This window comes from Proteus sp. fly-1089, from assembly GCF_040138965.1.
In the GTDB taxonomy this organism is placed as follows: domain Bacteria; phylum Pseudomonadota; class Gammaproteobacteria; order Enterobacterales; family Enterobacteriaceae; genus Proteus; species Proteus vulgaris_B.
In genome coordinates this window covers 207,202-227,698 of record NZ_JBEETS010000006.1, presented here as the reverse complement: position 1 = coordinate 227,698, position 20,497 = coordinate 207,202, and the positions used below count along the sequence as shown (strand labels likewise).

Here is a 20,497-nt window from a genome sequence, read left to right as displayed (position 1 = left end):
GTTTCAATTGTTATACTTGGTTATTATTGTATAACAATAAGTGTTTTTCTTTATTAATCAATTGGTTGCTTGTTATTTGGGGTTGCAATAGAGGGAAGGTTATTATTTACTATGCTCTTTGAACAGATAATCCTACTTTTCTCCTTAAGGGAGAATTATTTTCCAAATCATTTCAGGCTATCACGATTTATAACAACTTTTTTCTCCGTAATATTCCCTATCATTTACCCATAATAAATAACGCCTGCAAATAATAAGGTTATTTTGATATCGCAACGTTAGATAGAGCTTTTTTACCCCCAAAATTCGTTTTGCTATTAACAATTACAATATAAAAAGTGAGTACTAATATGGAAACGGCTTCCTCAAAAACAGAGACCACAAGCTATCCCGCAACTAGTGCTGGCGCTCGCCGCGCAGGTATGACAGAACAAGAATGGCGTGCGGCTATTAAATTCGACGGCAATGATGTGGGTTGGGTTATCATGAGTATCGGTATGGCTATCGGTGCAGGTATTGTATTTTTACCTGTACAGGTAGGCCTGATGGGATTATGGGTTTTCCTACTATCCTCGATCATTGGTTATCCAGCTATGTACCTTTTCCAACGCTTATTTATCAATACGTTGGCTGAATCTCCAGAGTGTAAAGACTACCCAAGCGTTATTACCGGCTATCTCGGTAAAAACTGGGGTATTTTATTAGGTGCACTCTACTTTGTGATGTTAGTTATTTGGATGTTTGTTTACTCAACAGCAATCACCAATGACAGTGCTTCTTACTTACAAACATTTGGTGTTACTGAAGGTTTACTATCAGAAAATCCATTCTATGGTTTGATCCTGATTTGTGCCTTAGTTGCTATCTCTTCACGTGGTGAACAATTACTGTTTAAAGTATCAAGCTTTATGGTGCTGACTAAACTGTTTGTTGTTGCAGCGTTAGGGATTTCCATGATTGGTATGTGGCATCTTTATAATGTGGGAGCATTACCACCAGCAGGACGTTTAATTAAAGAAGCTATTATCACTTTACCTTTTACACTGACTTCAATTCTGTTTATCCAAACATTAAGCCCAATGGTTATCTCTTACCGTGGTCGTAATAAAAACCGTGAAGTTGCTCGTCATAAAGCGTTACGAGCAATGAACATCGCTTTCGGTGTGTTGTTCTGTACTGTTTTCTTCTATGCAATCTCATTCACATTAGCAATGGGTCATGATGAAGCCGTTAAAGCCTATGAACAAAATATCTCAGCATTAGCGATTGCGGCGAAATTCTTCCCTGGCGGCTGGGTAACAGTTGTTAGCGTTATGCTTAATATCTTTGCCGTAATGACTGCATTCTTTGGTGTTTATTTAGGTTTCCGTGAAGCAACACAAGGGATTGTGATGAATATTCTGCAACGTTATATCCCTACTGAAAAAATCAACCAAAAATGGGTACAAAACGGCATTATGATTTTCGCCGTGCTACTGGCATGGGGTGCCATCATTCTTAATGCGCCTGTATTGAGCTTTACGTCAATTTGTAGCCCAATCTTCGGTATGGTGGGTTGCCTTATTCCTGCATACTTAGTGTACAAAGTACCTATGTTACACAAATACAAAGGTGCGTCACTATACCTGATTATTTTTACCGGTTTACTGCTCGTTATCTCTCCGTTCTTGGCATTCTCATAGCCGCCAACTTCGGTTCTAGTTAGATGTTGTTGTAAAAAACTAAATTAATCCAAGGTGTTAGATTATGAGCAAGAACAAGAATTCTCATTTATGGTCACAGTTTGTTCGCCAGTTACGTGAAGGTGTTAAACCTGCAGTAGGTTGTACAGAGCCAATTTCATTAGCACTGGCAGCGGCAAAAGCAACCGCGCTTTTAGGTGAGCCAGTTGTTCGTGTTGAGGCTTGGGTTTCACCAAACTTAATGAAAAATGGAATGGGCGTAACCGTACCTGGAACGGGAATGGCTGGGCTTCCTATTGCAGCAGCGCTGGGTGCAACGGGTGGAGATCCTGATGCAGGGTTGGAAGTCTTGCTAAAGGCTTCCGCGGAAGCAGTTGCTCAAGCTAAAACACTGGTTGCTGAAGGTAAAGTCACTGTTGGTGTAAAAGCTCCATGTGAAGACGTTCTTTATTCTGAAGCAAAAGTGTATGGCCAATCTGGTTATGCCATTGTCAGTATTGCAAGAGAGCATACACATATTGTTCGTTGTGAATGTAATGGTGACGTTGTTTTTGAGGAAGATAAAACAGCATTTGCCAATCATTGTGAATGTACTGATGAAAAACCTTTTACTGATGTTTGTGCTGAAGATATCTATAACTTCGCACTTAATGTGCCTGTGAGTGAGATTGAGTTTATGCTCAATGCCGCCCATTTAAACGGTGCATTATCAGAAGAAGGACTAAAAAACACCTATGGATTAGCCATTGGTCGTACATTAATTCTGCAACAAGAGAAAGGGTTGTTAGGTAAAGATTTACTTAATGAAATCATGATCAGAGCATCAGCTGCTTCTGATGCTCGCATGGGTGGTGCGGTATTACCTGCAATGAGTAATTCAGGCTCAGGTAATCAAGGGATCGCAGCAACATTACCTGTTATGGTTGTTGCTGAATTTATCCATGCTGATGATGAAACTTTATTGCGTGCGTTAGTTTTATCACACTTAATGGCGATTTATGTCCATAGCCATTTTCCACCTCTTTCGGCTCTTTGTGCTGCAACCACAGCTTCAATGGGCGCTGCTGCAGGAATGGCATGGTTACTGACAAAAGATTTCACTACAGTGAGTATGTCTATCAACAGTATGATTGGTGATATCAGTGGCATTATCTGTGATGGTGCATCAAATAGCTGTGCAATGAAAGTATCGAGTAGTGCAGCGAGTGCTTATAAAGCAGTATTAATGGCGATGCAAAATCAAAGTGTTGCGGGTACTGATGGTATTGTTAGTGACGATGTTGATAGCTCAATTGCAAACCTTTGTGCATTAGCCAGTCGTGCAATGCAATATACGGATATTCAAATTATTGAGATTATGGAAGAAAAAGCGCGTCGTAATGCCGGGGAAAAGAAGCAGGCTGTCAATGTATAAAAGGTCAAAACCTAAAATGACAGTGAATGTTGTTATGCAGTAAAAAAATACCTGCTTATGAGAATAGGCAGGTATTTTTTATCGTGAAAGAGTGTGAGTAATTTAAATACTTACAGCGGCAAAAGCTTGGGCAATGCGCTGAACATTACCTGTGTTGACACCAGCCATACAAACACGACCTGTACCAACAAGATAAATACCAAATTCTTCTCGTAATCTATCAACTTGTGCCTGTGTAAAACCGGTATAACTAAACATGCCGCGTTGTGTTAATAAGTGATCAAAGTTCTTTTCAGGTAATGCTACTTTTAAGGCATTCACTAAAGTGACTCTCATCTCTTTAATACGATCACGCATATGTGCTACTTCTTTTTGCCATTGCGCTGTTAACACTTGGTCTGAGAGTACTTTATTGACAATTTGTGCACCGTAATTTGCTGGGCTTGAATAGATGCGACGTACACCTGCTTTTAGTTGACCTAATACATGTTCGCATTCAGTGGCGTTATCACAAACAATGGATAAACCGCCCGCACGTTCACCGTAGATCCCAAAGATTTTTGAAAACGAATTACTGATAAGTATTGGTAATCCTGCTTTCGCCATAGTACGAATAGCGTAAGCATCATCATCTAAGTTTTCAGCAAATCCTTGATAAGCAATATCTAAAAATGGAATTGCTTGGCGAGATTTTAATACTTCAGTGACTTGATCCCATTGATCTTTAGTCAGATCAGAACCTGTTGGGTTGTGGCAACAAGGATGCATTAATACAATGCTTTTTTCAGGCAGTTTTTTAAAGCAATCTAAGAGTGCGTCAAATTTAACACCTTTAGTTTCAGGATCAAAGTAAGGGTAATAATTTACCTTAAAGCCTGAACCCGCAAAAATAGAGCCGTGATTATCCCAAGTAGGATCGCTTATCCACACTTCTGATCTTGGGAAATAGCGATGCAGAAAATCAGCACCGACTTTTAGTGCCCCTGATCCACCTAATGTTTGTATTGTGGCAATTTTCTTTTCTGCAATTAGAGGATTATCTGTACCGAAAAGGAGATCTTGAATTTCGCTACGATAAGGCGCCAGCCCTTCCATTGGTAAATAAAGTGTTGCTGTGGGTGTCATGGCATTGAGTTGCTGGCGTGCAACTGACACTGTTCCTAAAATAGGGGTTTTGCCTTCTTCATCATAATAAAGACCAATGCTTAAATTAATTTTATCCTGACGTGGGTCTTTGTTATAAACATCCATCAATGAGAGAATGGGATCTCCCGGAAACGCTTCAACCTGTTGAAACACGGCTTCTTCTCCAATCACTTTGAGTGTGTCATAGGGATACAATATCGTGTGTATTATTGTTCGTCTAGGTATTCCATGATGACACGCGAGGTTAATTTTGTAATCAACTCATAGGCGCTAATGCCACTATATTTGGCAATCTCTTCTACGGGCAACACATCTCCCCATAAAATGGCTTCATCACCAACACTATCAATAAGTTCAGACCCTAAATCAACGCTGATCATATCCATAGAAACGCGGCCCACAATCGGCACTTTTCGACCATTAATCCACACAGGAGTACCGGACGGCGCACTGCGAGGATAGCCATCACCATAACCAATGGCGATAACGCCAAGATAAGTGTCTTTTTCACTTATCCATGTGCCACCATAACCAACCGGTTCACCCGCTTTATGTTTGCGAACGGCGATCAGACTTGTTTTTAGCGTCATTGCAGGGATTAAACCAAAGTCTTTGCCCGTTCTTTCATCACCAGTAGGAGATATGCCATAAGTGATAATGCCGGGGCGAACCCATTGATAATGAACTTGAGGCCAAAATAAAATACCAGCAGAAGCAGCGATAGACTTATCACCGGCTTTATCTTGAATAAAATCTTGAAATAGTGAGATTTGTTTTTGTGTTGCTTCAGGAACATCAGGTTCATCTGCGCGACTAAAATGGCTCACAATATTGACAGGTTGTTGTACATTCTTACAGGCAGATAGTCGTAAATAAAAGGCTTGTGCATCTTCTGGGCGTATACCTAAACGGTGCATGCCAGTATCGATTTTCATCCATACTTTTACGGGTTCATCTAAATTGGCTTGTTCTAAGGCTTCTAATTGCTCTTGGCTGTGAACAACGGTTTCAATATGGTTGACGACCAAAATAGGTAAATCAGCAATATCAAAAAAACCTTCTAATAAAAGGATGGGTTTTACAACGCCCCCACTTCGTAAGGTTAATGCTTCACCAATACGTGCAACACCAAAACAATCAGCATTATCCATTAAGGTATATGCTGTTTCTAATAACCCATGACCATAAGCGTTTGCTTTCACGACAGCTATCAGGTGGCTATGTGGGGCATAGTCTCTCACATGCTGAAAATTGTGACGCAGAGCGCGGCGATCTATCACTGCGGTTGCCGCTTTCATATTATTTCAATACTTCCTCTAATTAAATCAAGGTTAGTGATTATTCATCGTCGTAAGCAGGGCCTGCGTAGTTATCAAAGCGCGACCATTGACCGTTAAAGGTAAGTCTGACTGTACCAATTGGACCGTTACGTTGTTTACCGATGATAATTTCTGCAACACCTTTTAAATCACTACTTTCGTGATAAACCTCATCACGATAAATAAACATGATAAGGTCAGCATCCTGCTCGATAGAGCCTGATTCACGTAAGTCTGAGTTAACAGGGCGCTTATCAGCACGTTGTTCCAAACTACGGTTTAACTGTGATAGTGCAACTACTGGAACTTGTAGTTCTTTAGCTAATGCTTTTAATGAACGTGAAATTTCAGCAATTTCTAATGTTCTGTTTTCAGATAATGAAGGTACTCTCATTAGCTGTAGGTAGTCAATCATGATAAGGCTTAAACCACCATGTTCACGATAAATTCGACGAGCACGAGAGCGTACTTCTGTTGGTGTTAAGCCCGATGAGTCATCAATATACATATTACGTTTTTCAAGCAAGATACCCATGGTGCTTGAAATACGCGCCCAATCCTCATCATCAAGCTGGCCTGTTCGAATTCTTGTCTGATCAACGCGAGATAATGATGCCAACATACGCATCATAATTTGGTTGCCGGGCATCTCTAAACTAAAGATAAGTACGGGTTTTTCTTCTGTCATTGCCGCATTTTCACATAGGTTCATGGCAAATGTGGTTTTACCCATCGAAGGACGTGCTGCGACAATAATTAAATCTGATTTTTGTAATCCAGCGGTTTTTTTATCAAGATCTTGATAACCACTAGACACCCCGGTGACGCCATCGTGAGGTTTTTGATAGAGCTGTTCTATTTTTTCAACGGTTTCTTCTAAAATAGCTTCTATCGCTTTCGGACCTTCATCTTTATTGGCACGAGTTTCAGCAATTTGAAACACTCTAGATTCGGCAAAATCGAGTAGATCTTCACTGGTGCGCCCTTGAGGATCAAAACCTGCATCCGCGATCTCATTGGCGACTTTTATCATATCGCGAACAACCGCACGTTCTCGGACAATATCGGCATAAGCGTTGATGTTCGCTGCACTTGGCGTATTTTTAGAAAGTTCTGCTAAATAAGCAAAACCGCCAACACTGTCTAACTCGGCATTTTGTTCTAATGCTTCTGAGAGTGTAATTAGGTCAATAGGTTTACCTAATTCCAGCAAGCGTTGCATTTGCGAGAAAATAGTACGATGAGGTCGGCTATAAAAATCCTCTGCGGTAACACGTTCAGAAACATTATCCCAACGTTCATTATCTATCATCAGACCGCCTAACACGGACTGTTCTGCTTCCAGCGAATGGGGAGGTAGCTTTAATCCCTCCATTTGTCGGTCTTTAATATCAGACATCAGTTTGTCAGTGGTCTTATTTCTGGCCATAAATCCTGCATAAAATCGAAAAAGTCTCAGTCAGCATATTAGTATACGCTAACCCAATTATCTGTGCCTTGTAGAAATAGCTATCCTTTGTCATTATCTCTAAAGGTCTTTTTGCGCTCGTTTATTTAACCTCTTATCCTACAAAGGAGATAGTAATGGCTAAACGTATTCAATTTGCAACTCATGGTGATGCAGATGTTCTTGAGTTAGCAACATTTACACCAGCTTCTCTTGGTGATCATGAAGTTCAAGTTGCCAATAAGGCAATAGGTATTAACTATATTGATACTTATGTACGTAGCGGATTATATCCTGTAAGCCAATTTCCAAGTGGATTAGGCACTGAAGCTGCGGGCATTATTATCAAAACAGGCGCTAAAGTAACTTCACTAAAAGAAGGGGACAGAGTTGTGTATGCGCAATCTCCGCTAGGGGCTTATAGCGATACGCATAATGTACCAGAAAATAAAGTGGCGCGTCTGCCTGATAATATCTCTTTTGAACAAGCTGCAGCCTCTTTTTTAAAAGGATTAACGGTTTATTATCTCTTCAATGAAACCTATAAATTACAAGCGGGTGAAGTCTTTTTATTCCACGCAGCAGCGGGTGGCGTTGGTTTAATTGCAAGCCAATGGGCTAAAGCCATTGGTGCAAAAATGATAGGTACAGCAGGCAGTGATGAAAAAGTTGCTAAAGCAAAAGCTGCAGGTGCATGGGAAGTGATTAATTACCAGACTGAGTCGATTGTGGAACGTGTTTTGGCGCTAACTAATAACCAAAAAGTGCCAGTTGTTTATGATTCTGTCGGTAAAGCGACTTGGTTAGACTCGTTAGACTGTTTGCAGCACCGAGGTTTAATGGTGAGTTTCGGTAACGCATCAGGTGCAGTAACGGGTGTTGATTTAGGTATTCTCAATAAAAAAGGTTCTTTATATGTGACGCGCCCATCTATTTCGGGTTATATCACAACCCGTGAAGAGCTAGATACTGCAAGTGAAGCACTATTTGCATTAATTGGTAGTGGTAAAATTGATGTCAGTGTGCCAGATAATCAGAAATTTGCTTTAGCAGATGCCAAAGAAGCGCATCATTATCTTGAAAGCCGACAATCTCAAGGATCAAGCTTACTTATTCCTTAATTATTGTTTGTAATATTTAGAACCTGTTTAAAATAAATTAGACAGGTTTTAAATATTTATCTTTTATTAATAAATATAATAAATTCCTATTTTAATTATCAAAAAAAAACCTTATTTTTATTTTATGTTTATTTTTCACTTTATCTCTTTTAATTTACGTTTTTACTAATTTTATTAATAGAGTATGGAGTGTTTATGCAAAAGAATGAGTTAAATGATTTTATTGATTTTATCTATGAGGATAATAAAGTCAGTAATGTTGAATTACAGTTTATTCGTGATGTAGCTGATGAAAAGATAGAAGCGTTATTTAAACGATTAGGCGAAAATAATAATTTATCTTCATTTCAAAAATCAATGGATGTATCAGTTCAATTAATGCAAAACGCCTTTTTTGATATTAAAAAGAAAGAGGATTCAGAAGAAAGTAAAAGTGAAGTTAAAGAGGCTTTTGAATTTCAAATTGCTTATTTAATTGCAAATTATAATCGTTTCTTCTCATTACTTTAATTAAAATAAACCAGCCTTTAGGCTGGTTTTATTTTTTTAGATTATTTATCAGTCACAAATTTAAGGGCATTTTCTAATACAGATAAATCAGCACCTTGCTTATGCGCATTTTCACTTAAATGACGACGCCATTGTCTAGCGCCCGGAATACCTTGGAAAATCCCCAACATATGACGAGTAACATGTCCTAAATAAGTACCTTGTGAGAGTTCTTTTTCAATATAAGGATACATTGCTCTTACGGCAGCGACAGCATCAGCAATAGGCAATTGATTATCAAAAAGTTCATGATCAACATGCGCTAAAATGGACGGGTTTTGATAAGCTTCACGACCTACCATAACACCATCCATATGTTTTAAGTGTTCCTTAGCTTCTTCTAACGATTTAATTCCGCCATTAATTGCCATGGTGAGATGCGAGAAATCACGCTTTAATTGATAAACACGAGGATAATCTAGAGGTGGAACTTCACGGTTCTCTTTTGGGCTTAAACCTGATAACCATGCTTTACGTGCATGAATAATAAAAGTATCGCAATTATTATTGCGACTAACAGTATCAATAAAATCACATAAAAATTCGTAGCTATCTTGGTCATCGATCCCAATGCGCGTTTTTACTGTGACAGGAATATCAACCACATCACGCATGGCTTTCACACAATCTGCGACGAGCTGTGCATCTCCCATTAAACAGGCACCGAAACGCCCATTTTGTACGCGATCTGAAGGACAACCTACATTTAAATTAATTTCATCATAGCCACGCTCTTGTGCCAATTTTGCACATTGCGCTAAAGCTAGAGGATCGCTTCCGCCTAATTGTAATGAAACAGGATGTTCTTCTTCACTGTATTTTAGATAGTCACCTTTACCATGAATAATGGCACCTGTTGTAACCATTTCAGTATAAAGTAGAGTGTTTTTACTGAGCTGACGAAAGAAATAACGGCAATGACGATCAGTCCAATCGAGCATCGGTGCAACAGAGAAGCGGTTCAAATTATATTTTTTTGAATTGCTATTAACATCATGATTTTCTGTTGATTTATTGAGTTCTATATTTTCTGACATGTTGTAATTCTTTCGTCTATTTAGGCGGTGATTATCTCTAAACTATTAAAGGAGATAAAATGAGCGCGCATTATAGCATAGAGGATAGCTTACACATGCTAGATCTGATGCTAGGATTATTTTACTAAGCTGAAGATAAGTGATAATAAACCATAAAATAGGAAAACATAATGCCAGCTGAAAAAAGAGCATTACCTTATTTCAAATATCATCCTGAACCGATAAAAACAGGTGCTTTTATCACAGATGATACCGTTATATGTGATTGTTGTGGAAAGGAAACCGATATCTATTATGGTAGCCCTTTCTACTCAGTAGAAGATATTGATGCACTATGCCCTTGGTGTATTGCTGATGGTTCTGCAAGTGAAAAGTTTGATGGTGAATTTCAAGATATTGCAAGCATTGAAGGCGGAGAAGCTCTTTATGACGAAGAAGGGGAGTATTGTGGTTCTACTTTACCTCCTATAGATAAAAATAAACTCAATGAATTAACAAAACGAACGCCTGGTTATCATGGCTGGCAACAAGAACATTGGCTAATACATTGCGATGAACCTTGTGCCTTTATTGATTATGTAGAATGGGACGATATCAAAGATAAATTAGAACAATTTGCTTCTTTAGAACAAGATATTCAAGACGTTGGTTTTGAACTTTCTGATTTATCAGAGCGTTTATGGGATGATGGTGGATGCCAAGGTTATTTATTCAAATGCTGTTGTTGTGAAAAGTTACGTCTACATATTGATTTTAGTTAATAAATATAATTCAAATAATATTAAGTCTATTTTTAGAGTATAGGCTTGATATTATTTTTTATAAAACAACCTATTTATATTATCTCTATTAAAAATGGAAATAGTCACTGCTCAATATTTTACGCTATAAAGCAAAAAAATAAAAAGAGGAGCATTGAATATGAACATTAAAAGAAAAATTCTTATAAAATTTAAAAATCCTGATTATGATAATAAAAATCTGTTATTTCCTACTTTCCATGAAAAATATTGTTCTTTATTATCTGATATATCCTTGGTTCCTGTTATTTCTTCTATTCATCAATTACCTCCTAAAAACAATATTAGTATTATTCCAATAAACTTTAACGACTTAAATAAATACTATTACCTTAATTTACCAGATAATAATCAATATTCATTAGAAAATATCATCAAAATATTAACACAGCATCCTGATATTGAATATGTGCAATCTGTACCGATACAACCTATTGAACCTCCTAATATTACACCTGATTTCACTCAGTATCAGCAATATTTAGATGATCCAGAAAGAACAACCAATATTAATAAGATTATAGGACTGGGGATTTTAGGTGCATGGAAACAAGAAGCATATGGTCAAGGTATCCAAGTTGCCGATATTGAATGGGATTTCAATCTATCTCACCATGATTTATCAACTGATAATATTACACCATTACTCCCTTTTAATGAAAAAACGAGTCAGGCAGATCACGGTACCGCGGTTGCAGGACTAATTATGGGAAAAAAGGATGGTAAAGGGATCACAGGGCTAGCGTATAAACTCGATATGTTTTATGCCATCTCTGAATTAACCTGTGGACGTATTGATGCGATTATTGCCAGTAAACGCATATTACATGCGGGCGATATCGTTTTATATGAAATGCAAACCATCTGTGAGCACCAAGCTTATGTACCCGCTGACTATGAAATGCATATTTGGGAAGCGACACGCGCACTAACAGATGCAGGTATTATTGTGATTATGGCAGCTGGTAATGGTGGTGTTGATCTTGATTTGCCTGCTTATGAAAGTTATCGCCAACGTCATGACAACAATTCGATACGTGTCGGCGCTGGTTCACCTTATACATTAAATCGTTTACCTTTTTCAACGCATGGTTCACCCATTCATGTACAAGCATGGGGTGAAGCTGTCGCAACAGCAGGTTATGGTGATCTCTTTCGAAGTGATGATAATCATACTTATACCGCCAGTTTTAGTGGAACTTCGTCTGCGAGTGCATTGGTGGCGGGGGCTGCTGCCATGATCCAATCTTGGTATAAAGGCAATACAAATAGAGTGTTAACACCAATACAAATGCGAGATTTATTAATTAGAACAGGTACTTTCCCACTATTAAATGACAAGATTGGTCCATTACCCAATGTGAATAATGCAATTTTATATTTAAAAAAATTAATAAAATATTATTGAAAAAATAGTTATCAACAAAACACTTTCTACTGTTTGGGAGGTGTTTTCTAACAAATATCATTATGATTAATAAAAACTTTTATGAGAACTATGTGGGTTTTAGAGCCGTTATCATGTTTTAATTGTCGTAAAAAAGTATTGAACTAATCAATATCCTTTTCTGTTTTTATAGAAAAATAGGCCGATTAGCTGACTTATAATAGAAAAATTATTTAATCATAAACTTAGTCGATTTCTAATATTTATATGAATAAGTAGCATTTTGATTTTATTATCTTTTTATAAGAAAACAAAAAAGCCTGATTTATGAGGAAAAACTTAAATATGAATAGTTTTTCATTGTTTATACGCCTTTTTGCTTTCAATTTCACGCCACTGCGTTTATCATTTTCCGCTTGTACTATACATACGGCGTCGCTGGTTTTGGGCTTCTGTGGAGCATAATGCTCCGGCAGCTCACACAGTCTTTTCCAGTGGCGGTTCTATCTGCATTATTCTTCGGGATAGAGTATTACCTTAAATGACTGAGAAAACATCTCTGACACCAGTTGTCGAATTAAAATCCTTAAGTAAAGGTTTCGACGGAAAACAAATTATTTCCCGCCTCGATCTTACTATCAACCATGGCGAGTTTTTAACCATTCTTGGTCCTTCGGGCTGTGGTAAGACGACGGTTTTGCGTCTAATTGCAGGTTTGGAAGACGTTGACGATGGAAAAATAATTCTTGATGGGCAAGATATTACGGATATCCCAGCGGAACAACGTTTTGTAAATACGGTTTTCCAAAGTTACGCACTTTTTCCTCATATGACTGTTTTTGAAAACGTCGCATTTGGTCTTCGTATGCAAAAAACGCCTGCAGAAGAGATTAATGTTCGCGTTGAAGAAGCCTTGCGTATGGTGCAACTTGAAGATTTCGCCCAACGCCGTCCTGCACATCTTTCTGGTGGACAACAACAACGTGTTGCGATTGCGCGTGCTGTTGTGAATAAACCAAAAGTCTTATTGCTTGATGAATCATTATCTGCACTGGATTACAAATTGCGTAAGCAGATGCAAAATGAATTAAAAGCCTTGCAACGTAAATTAGGAATAACCTTTATTTTCGTGACTCATGACCAAGAAGAAGCGCTGACTATGTCAGACCGAATTGTGGTGATGCGTGAAGGGCGTATTGAGCAAGATGGGACACCACGTGAAATTTATGAAGAGCCAACAAACTTGTTTGTTGCGCAATTTATAGGTGAAATTAATATCTTTGATGCACGTGTTTTACATCGTATTGATGAGACGCGTATTCGTGCTGATGTTGAAGGCCATGAATGTGATATTTATACTTCATTGCCTGTAACTCAAAATCAGCAACTCAAAGTATTGCTTCGGCCTGAAGATCTTCGTGTTGAAGAAATTCATGATCTTGAAAACCTTCCTGGTCTGATTGGTTATGTTCGTGAACGTAACTATAAAGGCATGACGCTAGATTCTGTTGTTGAAATGGAAAATGGCAAGGTGGTGATGGTCAGTGAGTTCTTTAATGAAGATGATCCAGATGTTGATCACTCGTTAGACCAAAAAATTGCAGTGACTTGGGTTGAAAGCTGGGAGGTCGTGCTGGCAGATGAAGAAAACACGTAAACTATTTCAAAACATCGTAATTACCGGTGTTGTGGGTTGGTTGATGGTGTTCGTCTTCTTGCCGAATATCATGATCATTGCGACTAGTTTTTTAACGCGTGATGATGCCAATCTTGTCGAGATGGTCTTTACACTCGATAACTACTATCGTTTATTTGATCCTATGTATGCAGAAGTATTACTGCATTCAATCAATATGGCGGTGGTAGCAACATTAGCTTGTTTATTATTAGGTTATCCTTTTGCTTATTTCCTTGCAAAAATGCCTAAGAAAATACAGCCATTAATGTTGTTTTTATTGATTGTACCTTTTTGGACAAACTCGCTTATTCGTATTTATGGATTAAAGATATTCCTAAGCACTAAAGGTTATTTTAACGAGTTCCTGTTGTGGATAGGACTTATTGATAAACCACTCAGGATTATTTATACCCCAGAGGCAGTTGTACTGGGATTGGTTTATATTTTATTACCTTTTATGGTACTGCCGTTATATTCCAGCATTGAAAAGTTAGATAAACCTTGTTTAGAAGCAGCACGTGATTTGGGGGCTAATAAATTTCAGACCTTTATCCGTATTATTATTCCATTAACGATGCCAGGCATTATTGCGGGTTGTTTACTCGTAATGTTACCTGCCATGGGCTTATTCTTTGTTGCTGACTTAATGGGAGGGGCGAAGAATTTATTAATTGGTAACGTAATAAAAAGCCAATTCTTAAATATTCGTGACTGGCCTTTCGGTGCGGCAACCAGTATTTGCTTAACATTGGTGATGGGGTTAATGCTGTTTGTATATTACCGAGCCGTGAAGCTACTGCATAAGAAGGTAGAAATAGAATGATAGGACGGTTATTGCGTGGTGGATTTATGTCCATTATTTACGCGTATCTTTATATCCCGATTATCATTCTGATAGTTAACTCTTTTAACTCATCGCGTTTCGGGATTAATTGGAAAGGATTTACTACAGATTGGTACGCCATTTTATTTAATAATGACAGCCTGCTTCAAGCTGCTGGGCATTCATTAACTATGGCGGTCACTTCTGCGACATTTGCAACATTAATTGGCTCATTAGCAGCGGTTGCACTCTATCGCTACCGTTTTCGTGGCAAAAAATTTGTCGGTGGTATGTTGTTTGTTGTCATGATGTCACCTGATATTGTAATGGCAATTTCATTACTTGTTCTGTTTATGATCCTAGGTGTTTCATTGGGATTTTGGTCGCTTTTATTTTCACACATTACATTTTGCCTACCTTTTGTTGTGGTAACGGTGTATTCACGATTAAGTGGATTTGATGTGAAAATGTTGGAGGCGGCCAAAGATTTAGGTGCGGGTGAATTTACTATCTTACGTAAAATCATTATACCATTAGCCATGCCAGCAGTGGCTTCAGGTTGGTTATTAAGCTTTACGTTATCCATGGATGACGTGGTGGTTTCTTCTTTTGTGACGGGACCAAGCTATGAGATTTTGCCATTAAAAATATATTCAATGGTGAAAGTTGGAGTTTCACCTGAAGTGAATGCGCTTGCAACCATCCTTTTAGGTCTATCCTTAGTATTAGTGTTAATTAGTCAGTTGATCTTAAGAGACCGAACTGGCAAAGCGTAATGACATGTATTAGTGCGAGTTTCTCGCACTTTTTGGGGTCTTGATGACCAATCTGTTGGAGGTAGGCTAGCTGCCTATTTGATATTAACGCATCAACCACTGAAGGAAACATAAATGAAAAAGTGGTCCTCTGTACTTGCTGCCAGTGTAATGGCATTAAGTATCAGCACAGCATCGGCTGATGATGGTAAGACATTATATTTCTACAACTGGACGGAGTATGTGCCGCCTGGTTTGCTTGAACAGTTTACGAAAGAAACTGGGATTAAGGTGATTTATTCCACCTATGAATCCAATGAAAGCATGTATACCAAGTTAAAGACCTATAAAGAAGGTGCTTATGATTTGGTCGTTCCTTCCACTTATTTTATTTCTAAAATGAGCCATGAAGGAATGTTACAAAAAATCGACAAATCAAAATTAACGCATTTTGATAATCTCGATCCTAGCTTATTACATAAGTCATTCGACCCAGAAAATGATTACTCTATCCCTTATATTTGGGGTGCGACCGCTATTGGTATTAATAGTGATGAAGTTGATGTGAGTAGTATTACTTCATGGGCAGATTTATGGAAACCTGAATATAAAGATAGCCTGTTATTAACTGACGATGCGCGTGAAGTTTTCCAAATGGCATTATTAAAACTAGGTTATTCAGGTAACACTACGGATCCTAAAGAGATAGAAGAAGCCTACAAAGAGCTACAGAAGCTGATGCCAAATGTGTTGGCTTTCAACTCAGATAACCCGGCTAACCCTTATATGCAAGGGGAAGTTAATTTAGGAATGATTTGGAATGGCTCTGCATTTATTGCTCGTGATGCTGGTGCACCGATTGAAATGGTGTGGCCAAAAGAAGGCGGTATTTTCTGGATGGATAGCTTAGCTATTCCAGCTAACGCGAAGAATGTCGACGGTGCTCATAAACTTATCGATTTCTTATTACGCCCAGAAATAGCAGCCAAAGTTGCGGAGAATATTGGTTATCCGACGCCAAACTTAGCAGCACAAAAATTACTGCCAAATGTGATCACTAAAGATAATTCTCTTTATCCAACAGAAGAGATCATTAATAAAGGTGAATGGCAAAATGATGTGGGTGATGCAACGGTATTATACGAAAGCTATTACCAAAAATTAAAAGCTGGACGCTAATCACATTTGAATATAGTTCTGAGCCACCTTTTAAGGTGGCTTTTTTATGGTGAAAATTGCATTTTTATTTAAGGATATAAGTTGAATTTATTTGCTGAAAGCGTAAAGGTAATTAAAACTTTTTATTAATGAGTTAATAAACTTAATTGAAGGCACAAAATGATATCCAGCTCATCAAAAGGGACGTTATATGGCATCGTTGCTATTTTTCTTTGGAGCACTATTGTTGGTTTAATTCGTAATATCAGTGAGTATTTTGGCCCCGTTGGTGGTGCAGCATTGATTTATACCACAGGAACAGTGTTTCTTCTCTTGATCTTAGGTGCACCTAAACTATCACTTTTTCCTAAACGCTACCTTTTTTGGGGAGCGCTATTATTTGTTACTTATGAAGTGTGTTTATCCTTGGCATTAGGATTTGCAACAGATCGAACACAAGCCATAGAGCTAGGAATGGTGAATTATTTATGGCCTAGTTTTACCTTAGCTCTTGCTGTCATAGTCAATAAACAACGATTCTCTATTTTACTGATCGTAGGGTTATTATGTTCATTTAGTGGATTAGTCTGGGTTGTGAGTGGAGATAATCCTCTAACTATTGAAGGCTTATGGCAAAATATTCAAAACAATCCATTAAGCTATATATTGGCGTTTTCAGGTGCCATTCTATGGGCGTTTTATAGCAATTTAACTCGTCTTATTTCTGGTGGGAATAATGGAATTGTGCCTTTTTTCTTATTAACGTCACTTGCATTATGGGGGCAATACCTATTTTCAACACCAGTTGAATGGATTATTGATACAAAAAGCATCACGCTTTTGTTAATCACGGGTGCAGCCATTGGGCTTGCTAATGCAGCATGGACAATTGGTATGATCAGAGGCAATGTGACCTTGTTAGCCACACTTTCCTACTTTACTCCTGTTATTTCTACTGCATTTTCCTCAATATTATTGTCTACCGCACTTTCTTTTTCATTTTGGCAGGGTGTAATGATGGTGACAGGTGGCTCTTTAATTTGCTGGTTAGCGACTCGTCAAAAAAAGATAAAAGTACTCAAAACGATAAAATAGAGAGAAAAACAAGATCTTTAACTCAAATATGACAGTGAAAAGCGGCGTTTTGCATTATTGGCGGTATGGTACTTTGGTCGCATTAATCTAAGTTGAAATTTTTTCACTATACGACATAGACGATATGCGCTTATTTATATGACTTATATACTGAGAATGCTTACTTTGATTTAAGTTATTTAAAATATAAGTAATACGATAAGAACAAATGCAACAAAAAGGGATTGCAATGAAACTTGAAACACTTTCTGTTCACGCCGGTTATTCACCTGATCCAACCACAAAAGCGGTAGCTGTACCTATTTACCAAACCACATCTTATGCATTTGATGATACACAGCATGGCGCTGATCTCTTCGACTTAAAAGTGCCTGGTAATATTTATACCCGCATAATGAATCCAACCAATGACGTATTAGAAAAACGTGTTGCCGCCTTAGAGGGCGGGATTGCGTCTGTGGCTGTGGCATCGGGTATGGCTGCTATTACTTACGCTATTCAAACTATTGCCCAAGTGGGTGACAATATTGTTTCTGTCGCTAAACTTTATGGTGGTACTTATAATTTAATGGCGCATACATTTCCTCGTATTGGTATTGAAGCACGCTTTGCCCCCCATGATGATATTGCTGCATTAGAAGCATTAATTGACGATAAAACAAAAGCGGTATTTTGTGAAACCATCACAAATCCAAGCGGAAATATTGTCGATATTCAAGCATTGGCTGATGTTGCTCACCGCCATGGTGTACCTTTAATTGTTGATAATACAGTTGCAACACCTTATTTGTGTCGTCCTTTTGAGCATGGTGCGGATATTATTATTCACTCGTTAACTAAATATATTGGCGGTCATGGTAATTCTATCGGTGGCATTGTTGTTGATTCAGGTAAATTCCCTTGGGCTGAGCATAAAGATCGTTTTGAAATATTAAATACGCCAGATGTTTCTTATCACGGGGTCAATTATGTCGAGCATTTTGGTGCTGCTGCTTATATAGCAAGATGTCGTGTTGCGCCTTTGCGTGGAACTGGTGCGGCGCTGTCGCCATTTAATGCATTCTTGATCCTACAAGGATTAGAAACACTGGCATTGCGTATGGAAAGACATACTGAAAATGCCCAAAAAGTGGCAGAGTATCTGCAAAATCACCCTCAAGTTGCATGGGTGAAATATGCAGGTTTAAGCAATCACCCTGAGCATGATTTAGCGGTACGTTATATGTCAGGCAAACCCGCAGGTATTCTCTCTTTTGGTATCAAAGGTGGTGCAGAAGCAGGTGCTAGATTTATTGATGCATTGCAATTAATTGTTCGTCTGGTGAATATTGGTGATGCAAAATCATTAGCATGTCATCCAGCATCAACCACACATCGCCAATTAAATGATGAAGAATTAGAACGCGCTGGTGTTTCACGAGATTTGATCCGTTTATCTATTGGTATTGAACATATCGACGATATTCTTGCAGATTTAGAACAAGCATTAAAAGCCAGCATTTAATTACAGTTATCAATTTAAAACCTCCTTTATTTAAAGGAGGTTTTTTTATACTTAAATTTCTTAAACTTACTAATATATTTTAGAAGGATTAATTTTATTATTTTTAATATAAGGATATATAATGAGTATTACTTCTATATTTAGAGATACAGTGAATCAACTGACAACAGGAGCAGGAAAAGTAATAAATAACATTGTTGATTTTTTCTCTAATCTTAGTTCTGGTATAACGGGTTTATTTAATAGCAATACGCCTTTTAGACAGGTTTCAACAAGTTCGAAATCCGATGAATTTGATCTTGTTAGTTTCTGCAATAATACTAAACACTTAGGAGAAAGCTCGCTCTCTTCTGTAAAAATGTTTTTAAATAGTCAATGTGAAATAGATGATTTAGATAAAAGTAAATGTAATTCAATATATGGTTCAGTTGATAGTGGATATAATTCAATATATGATTTAGGTGAAAATGGATATGAATCAACAGATAATCCAGAAAAACATATATGTGAAGGAATAAAAAATCCAGAAGAAAATACATATGAAGAAATAGGTAATCCAAAAGAACATAAATATGAAGGAATAAATATTCCAGAAGAAAATATATATGAATCAATAGAAGAAAATAACTTAGTCACAGTTGATAATATATATAGTGAGGTTTTTGATTCTACTGATTTTTATGAGGAGGATATTTATACTTCACCTTCTGGTGATACGTTATCTGAGGAAAATAGTTATGATACCATGCCAACAGATGATGAACTTCTTAGGTTGTTTAAATATGGCACTAAATTTAGTATTCTTTAAATAATGCTAATTCTATTTGTATAAAAAATAAATTTAATTTTAAATAAATAAATTAATTTAACGTTGATTTCTTTGTTTTTATTTTATTACGGGCTTTAGCCAGTTTAAGTCGCGTCAGCGTCTTAAATATAAAACCACCCGCTATACGGGTGGGTATTAAAGGTTATACCAAGAAAAACACCTTTCCGTTACGATATAGATGTTCAAGCTAATATTCGTAACTTAAATAAGGAAAGGTGTTTATGGGCATTAAAGCACAAAGCTCAGCACATACAAAGTGGCTGTGTAAATACCATATCGTCTTTTCGCCGAAATATAGACGGAGAGTGATTTTTAATAAAATTCATTCAAGTATAGGTGAGATCCTTCGAGACCTTTGTAAGTATAAAGGTGTGGAAATAATCGAAGGGCATCTTATGCCAGATCATGTTCATATGTTAGTGAGTATTCCACCGAAGATAGGCGTATCAAGTTTCATGGGATATTTGAAAGGTAAAAGTTCGTTAATGATCTTTGATAGACATGCCAATCTCAAATATAAATTTGGCAACAGAAAGTTTAGGGCGGAAGGGTTCTATGTCACAACAGTTGGACTCAATGAAGCCACAATTCAAAAGTATATCAGAGAGCAAGAAAAGTCGGATTTAATCTCGGATAAATTGAGTAGTAAGGAATATGAAAACCCCTTCAAGGGGTAAGTCAAAGTAGCAAAGACACTTAGCTTGAACGAAGAGAAAGTGGCGTCATTAAGGCGCAGTCGGTAACAAGCCCTTA

Annotated in this window: 18 protein-coding genes; 14 read left to right on the top strand and 4 right to left on the bottom strand. The window is 37.6% G+C overall.

The window, feature by feature from the left end; genetic code table 11:
- Nucleotides 1–350: 350 nt before the first annotated feature.
- On the top strand, nt 351–1,682 hold the full coding sequence (locus ABN080_RS14205) for an SLC5/6 family protein (RefSeq protein WP_072070930.1): 1,332 nt from the start codon (nt 351–353) through the stop codon (nt 1,680–1,682).
- Nucleotides 1,683–1,746: 64 nt separating this feature from the next.
- The gene (locus ABN080_RS14200) at nt 1,747–3,096 is read left to right on the top strand and encodes an L-cysteine desulfidase family protein (RefSeq protein WP_349441336.1); all 1,350 of its coding nucleotides are present in this window, start codon (nt 1,747–1,749) and stop codon (nt 3,094–3,096) included.
- 102 nt (nt 3,097–3,198) lie between these two features.
- Here the strand turns inward: ABN080_RS14200 and ABN080_RS14195 are convergent, their stop codons facing one another.
- Genes ABN080_RS14195 through dnaB form a run of 3 tightly spaced genes read right to left on the bottom strand, consistent with a single transcriptional unit; the run spans nt 3,199 to nt 6,990 of the window.
- Entirely contained in the window at nt 3,199–4,395 is a 1,197-nt protein-coding gene (locus tag ABN080_RS14195) for an amino acid aminotransferase (RefSeq protein WP_349441335.1), read from the bottom strand.
- A gap of 53 nt (nt 4,396–4,448) precedes the next feature.
- On the bottom strand, nt 4,449–5,540 hold the full coding sequence (gene alr, locus ABN080_RS14190; protein WP_349441334.1) for an alanine racemase: 1,092 nt from the start codon (nt 5,538–5,540) through the stop codon (nt 4,449–4,451).
- A gap of 40 nt (nt 5,541–5,580) precedes the next feature.
- Nucleotides 5,581–6,990 carry a replicative DNA helicase gene (gene dnaB / locus ABN080_RS14185; RefSeq protein WP_036934568.1) on the bottom strand — a complete coding sequence of 470 codons (1,410 nt, stop codon included), beginning with the start codon at nt 6,988–6,990 and terminating at the stop codon, nt 5,581–5,583.
- A gap of 155 nt (nt 6,991–7,145) precedes the next feature.
- On the opposite strand from dnaB, the gene ABN080_RS14180 reads away from it, so the two are divergent.
- Both ABN080_RS14180 and ABN080_RS14175 read left to right on the top strand, forming a co-directional pair.
- Nucleotides 7,146–8,129 carry a quinone oxidoreductase gene (locus tag ABN080_RS14180; protein WP_349441333.1) on the top strand — a complete coding sequence of 328 codons (984 nt, stop codon included), beginning with the start codon at nt 7,146–7,148 and terminating at the stop codon, nt 8,127–8,129.
- Nucleotides 8,130–8,324: 195 nt separating this feature from the next.
- Entirely contained in the window at nt 8,325–8,639 is a 315-nt protein-coding gene (locus ABN080_RS14175) for a hypothetical protein (protein WP_349441332.1), read from the top strand.
- A 41-nt stretch (nt 8,640–8,680) separates the two neighbouring features.
- On the opposite strand, the gene dusA is transcribed toward ABN080_RS14175, so the two are convergent.
- Nucleotides 8,681–9,715, bottom strand: coding sequence for a tRNA dihydrouridine(20/20a) synthase DusA (gene dusA / locus ABN080_RS14170; RefSeq protein WP_349441331.1), 1,035 nt, complete (start codon nt 9,713–9,715; stop codon nt 8,681–8,683).
- Nucleotides 9,716–9,885: 170 nt separating this feature from the next.
- Here dusA and cbrC point away from each other — a divergent pair, with 170 nt between their 5' ends.
- The 10 genes from cbrC (at nt 9,886) to tnpA (ending at nt 20,421) form a co-directional block, all read left to right on the top strand.
- A complete protein-coding gene (gene cbrC, locus ABN080_RS14165) occupies nt 9,886–10,476 on the top strand; it encodes a PF03691 family colicin E2 tolerance protein CbrC (RefSeq protein WP_349441330.1) in 591 nt (196 codons plus the stop codon).
- A gap of 160 nt (nt 10,477–10,636) precedes the next feature.
- Nucleotides 10,637–11,923 (top strand): S8 family serine peptidase, encoded by a 1,287-nt coding sequence (locus tag ABN080_RS14160; RefSeq protein ID WP_349441329.1) that lies wholly within the window; start codon nt 10,637–10,639, stop codon nt 11,921–11,923.
- Nucleotides 11,924–12,443: 520 nt separating this feature from the next.
- Nucleotides 12,444–13,559 carry a spermidine/putrescine ABC transporter ATP-binding protein PotA gene (potA, locus tag ABN080_RS14155; protein ID WP_349441328.1) on the top strand — a complete coding sequence of 372 codons (1,116 nt, stop codon included), beginning with the start codon at nt 12,444–12,446 and terminating at the stop codon, nt 13,557–13,559.
- Nucleotides 13,543–14,403, top strand: coding sequence for a spermidine/putrescine ABC transporter permease PotB (gene potB / locus ABN080_RS14150; protein ID WP_023583058.1), 861 nt, complete (start codon nt 13,543–13,545; stop codon nt 14,401–14,403). Before potA ends, potB begins: the two co-directional genes overlap by 17 nt.
- A complete protein-coding gene (gene potC, locus ABN080_RS14145; RefSeq protein ID WP_349441327.1) occupies nt 14,400–15,179 on the top strand; it encodes a spermidine/putrescine ABC transporter permease PotC in 780 nt (259 codons plus the stop codon). Before potB ends, potC begins: the two co-directional genes overlap by 4 nt.
- A 114-nt stretch (nt 15,180–15,293) precedes the next feature.
- A complete protein-coding gene (potD, locus tag ABN080_RS14140) occupies nt 15,294–16,337 on the top strand; it encodes a spermidine/putrescine ABC transporter substrate-binding protein PotD (RefSeq protein WP_349441326.1) in 1,044 nt (347 codons plus the stop codon).
- Between the two features lie 159 nt (nt 16,338–16,496).
- Nucleotides 16,497–17,411, top strand: a complete 915-nt coding sequence (gene yddG, locus ABN080_RS14135) for an aromatic amino acid DMT transporter YddG (protein ID WP_349441325.1) — start codon at nt 16,497–16,499, stop codon at nt 17,409–17,411.
- A gap of 229 nt (nt 17,412–17,640) precedes the next feature.
- On the top strand, nt 17,641–18,915 hold the full coding sequence (locus ABN080_RS14130) for a bifunctional O-acetylhomoserine aminocarboxypropyltransferase/cysteine synthase (protein ID WP_349441324.1): 1,275 nt from the start codon (nt 17,641–17,643) through the stop codon (nt 18,913–18,915).
- Between the two features lie 121 nt (nt 18,916–19,036).
- Complete coding sequence (locus ABN080_RS14125; protein WP_349441323.1) at nt 19,037–19,723, top strand: hypothetical protein; 687 nt, start codon at nt 19,037–19,039, stop codon at nt 19,721–19,723.
- A 242-nt stretch (nt 19,724–19,965) separates the two neighbouring features.
- On the top strand, nt 19,966–20,421 hold the full coding sequence (gene tnpA / locus ABN080_RS14120) for an IS200/IS605 family transposase (RefSeq protein WP_349441322.1): 456 nt from the start codon (nt 19,966–19,968) through the stop codon (nt 20,419–20,421).
- Nucleotides 20,422–20,497: the final 76 nt, after the last annotated feature.

Bases quoted from the DNA above. Each gene is read 5' to 3' on its own strand.
- potA (WP_349441328.1), top strand. From the start codon at position 12,444: ATGACTGAGAAAACATCTCTGACACCAGTTGTCGAATTAAAATCCTTA.
- ABN080_RS14160 (WP_349441329.1), top strand. From the start codon at position 10,637: ATGAACATTAAAAGAAAAATTCTTATAAAATTTAAAAATCCTGATTAT.
- tnpA (WP_349441322.1), top strand. From the start codon at position 19,966: ATGGGCATTAAAGCACAAAGCTCAGCACATACAAAGTGGCTGTGTAAA.
- ABN080_RS14130 (WP_349441324.1), top strand. From the start codon at position 17,641: ATGAAACTTGAAACACTTTCTGTTCACGCCGGTTATTCACCTGATCCA.
- alr (WP_349441334.1), bottom strand. From the start codon at position 5,540: ATGAAAGCGGCAACCGCAGTGATAGATCGCCGCGCTCTGCGTCACAAT.
- ABN080_RS14200 (WP_349441336.1), top strand. From the start codon at position 1,747: ATGAGCAAGAACAAGAATTCTCATTTATGGTCACAGTTTGTTCGCCAG.
- ABN080_RS14175 (WP_349441332.1), top strand. From the start codon at position 8,325: ATGCAAAAGAATGAGTTAAATGATTTTATTGATTTTATCTATGAGGAT.
- dusA (WP_349441331.1), bottom strand. From the start codon at position 9,715: ATGTCAGAAAATATAGAACTCAATAAATCAACAGAAAATCATGATGTT.
- dnaB (WP_036934568.1), bottom strand. From the start codon at position 6,990: ATGGCCAGAAATAAGACCACTGACAAACTGATGTCTGATATTAAAGAC.
- ABN080_RS14205 (WP_072070930.1), top strand. From the start codon at position 351: ATGGAAACGGCTTCCTCAAAAACAGAGACCACAAGCTATCCCGCAACT.
- ABN080_RS14125 (WP_349441323.1), top strand. From the start codon at position 19,037: ATGAGTATTACTTCTATATTTAGAGATACAGTGAATCAACTGACAACA.
- potC (WP_349441327.1), top strand. From the start codon at position 14,400: ATGATAGGACGGTTATTGCGTGGTGGATTTATGTCCATTATTTACGCG.
- potB (WP_023583058.1), top strand. From the start codon at position 13,543: ATGAAGAAAACACGTAAACTATTTCAAAACATCGTAATTACCGGTGTT.
- potD (WP_349441326.1), top strand. From the start codon at position 15,294: ATGAAAAAGTGGTCCTCTGTACTTGCTGCCAGTGTAATGGCATTAAGT.
- ABN080_RS14180 (WP_349441333.1), top strand. From the start codon at position 7,146: ATGGCTAAACGTATTCAATTTGCAACTCATGGTGATGCAGATGTTCTT.
- cbrC (WP_349441330.1), top strand. From the start codon at position 9,886: ATGCCAGCTGAAAAAAGAGCATTACCTTATTTCAAATATCATCCTGAA.
- yddG (WP_349441325.1), top strand. From the start codon at position 16,497: ATGATATCCAGCTCATCAAAAGGGACGTTATATGGCATCGTTGCTATT.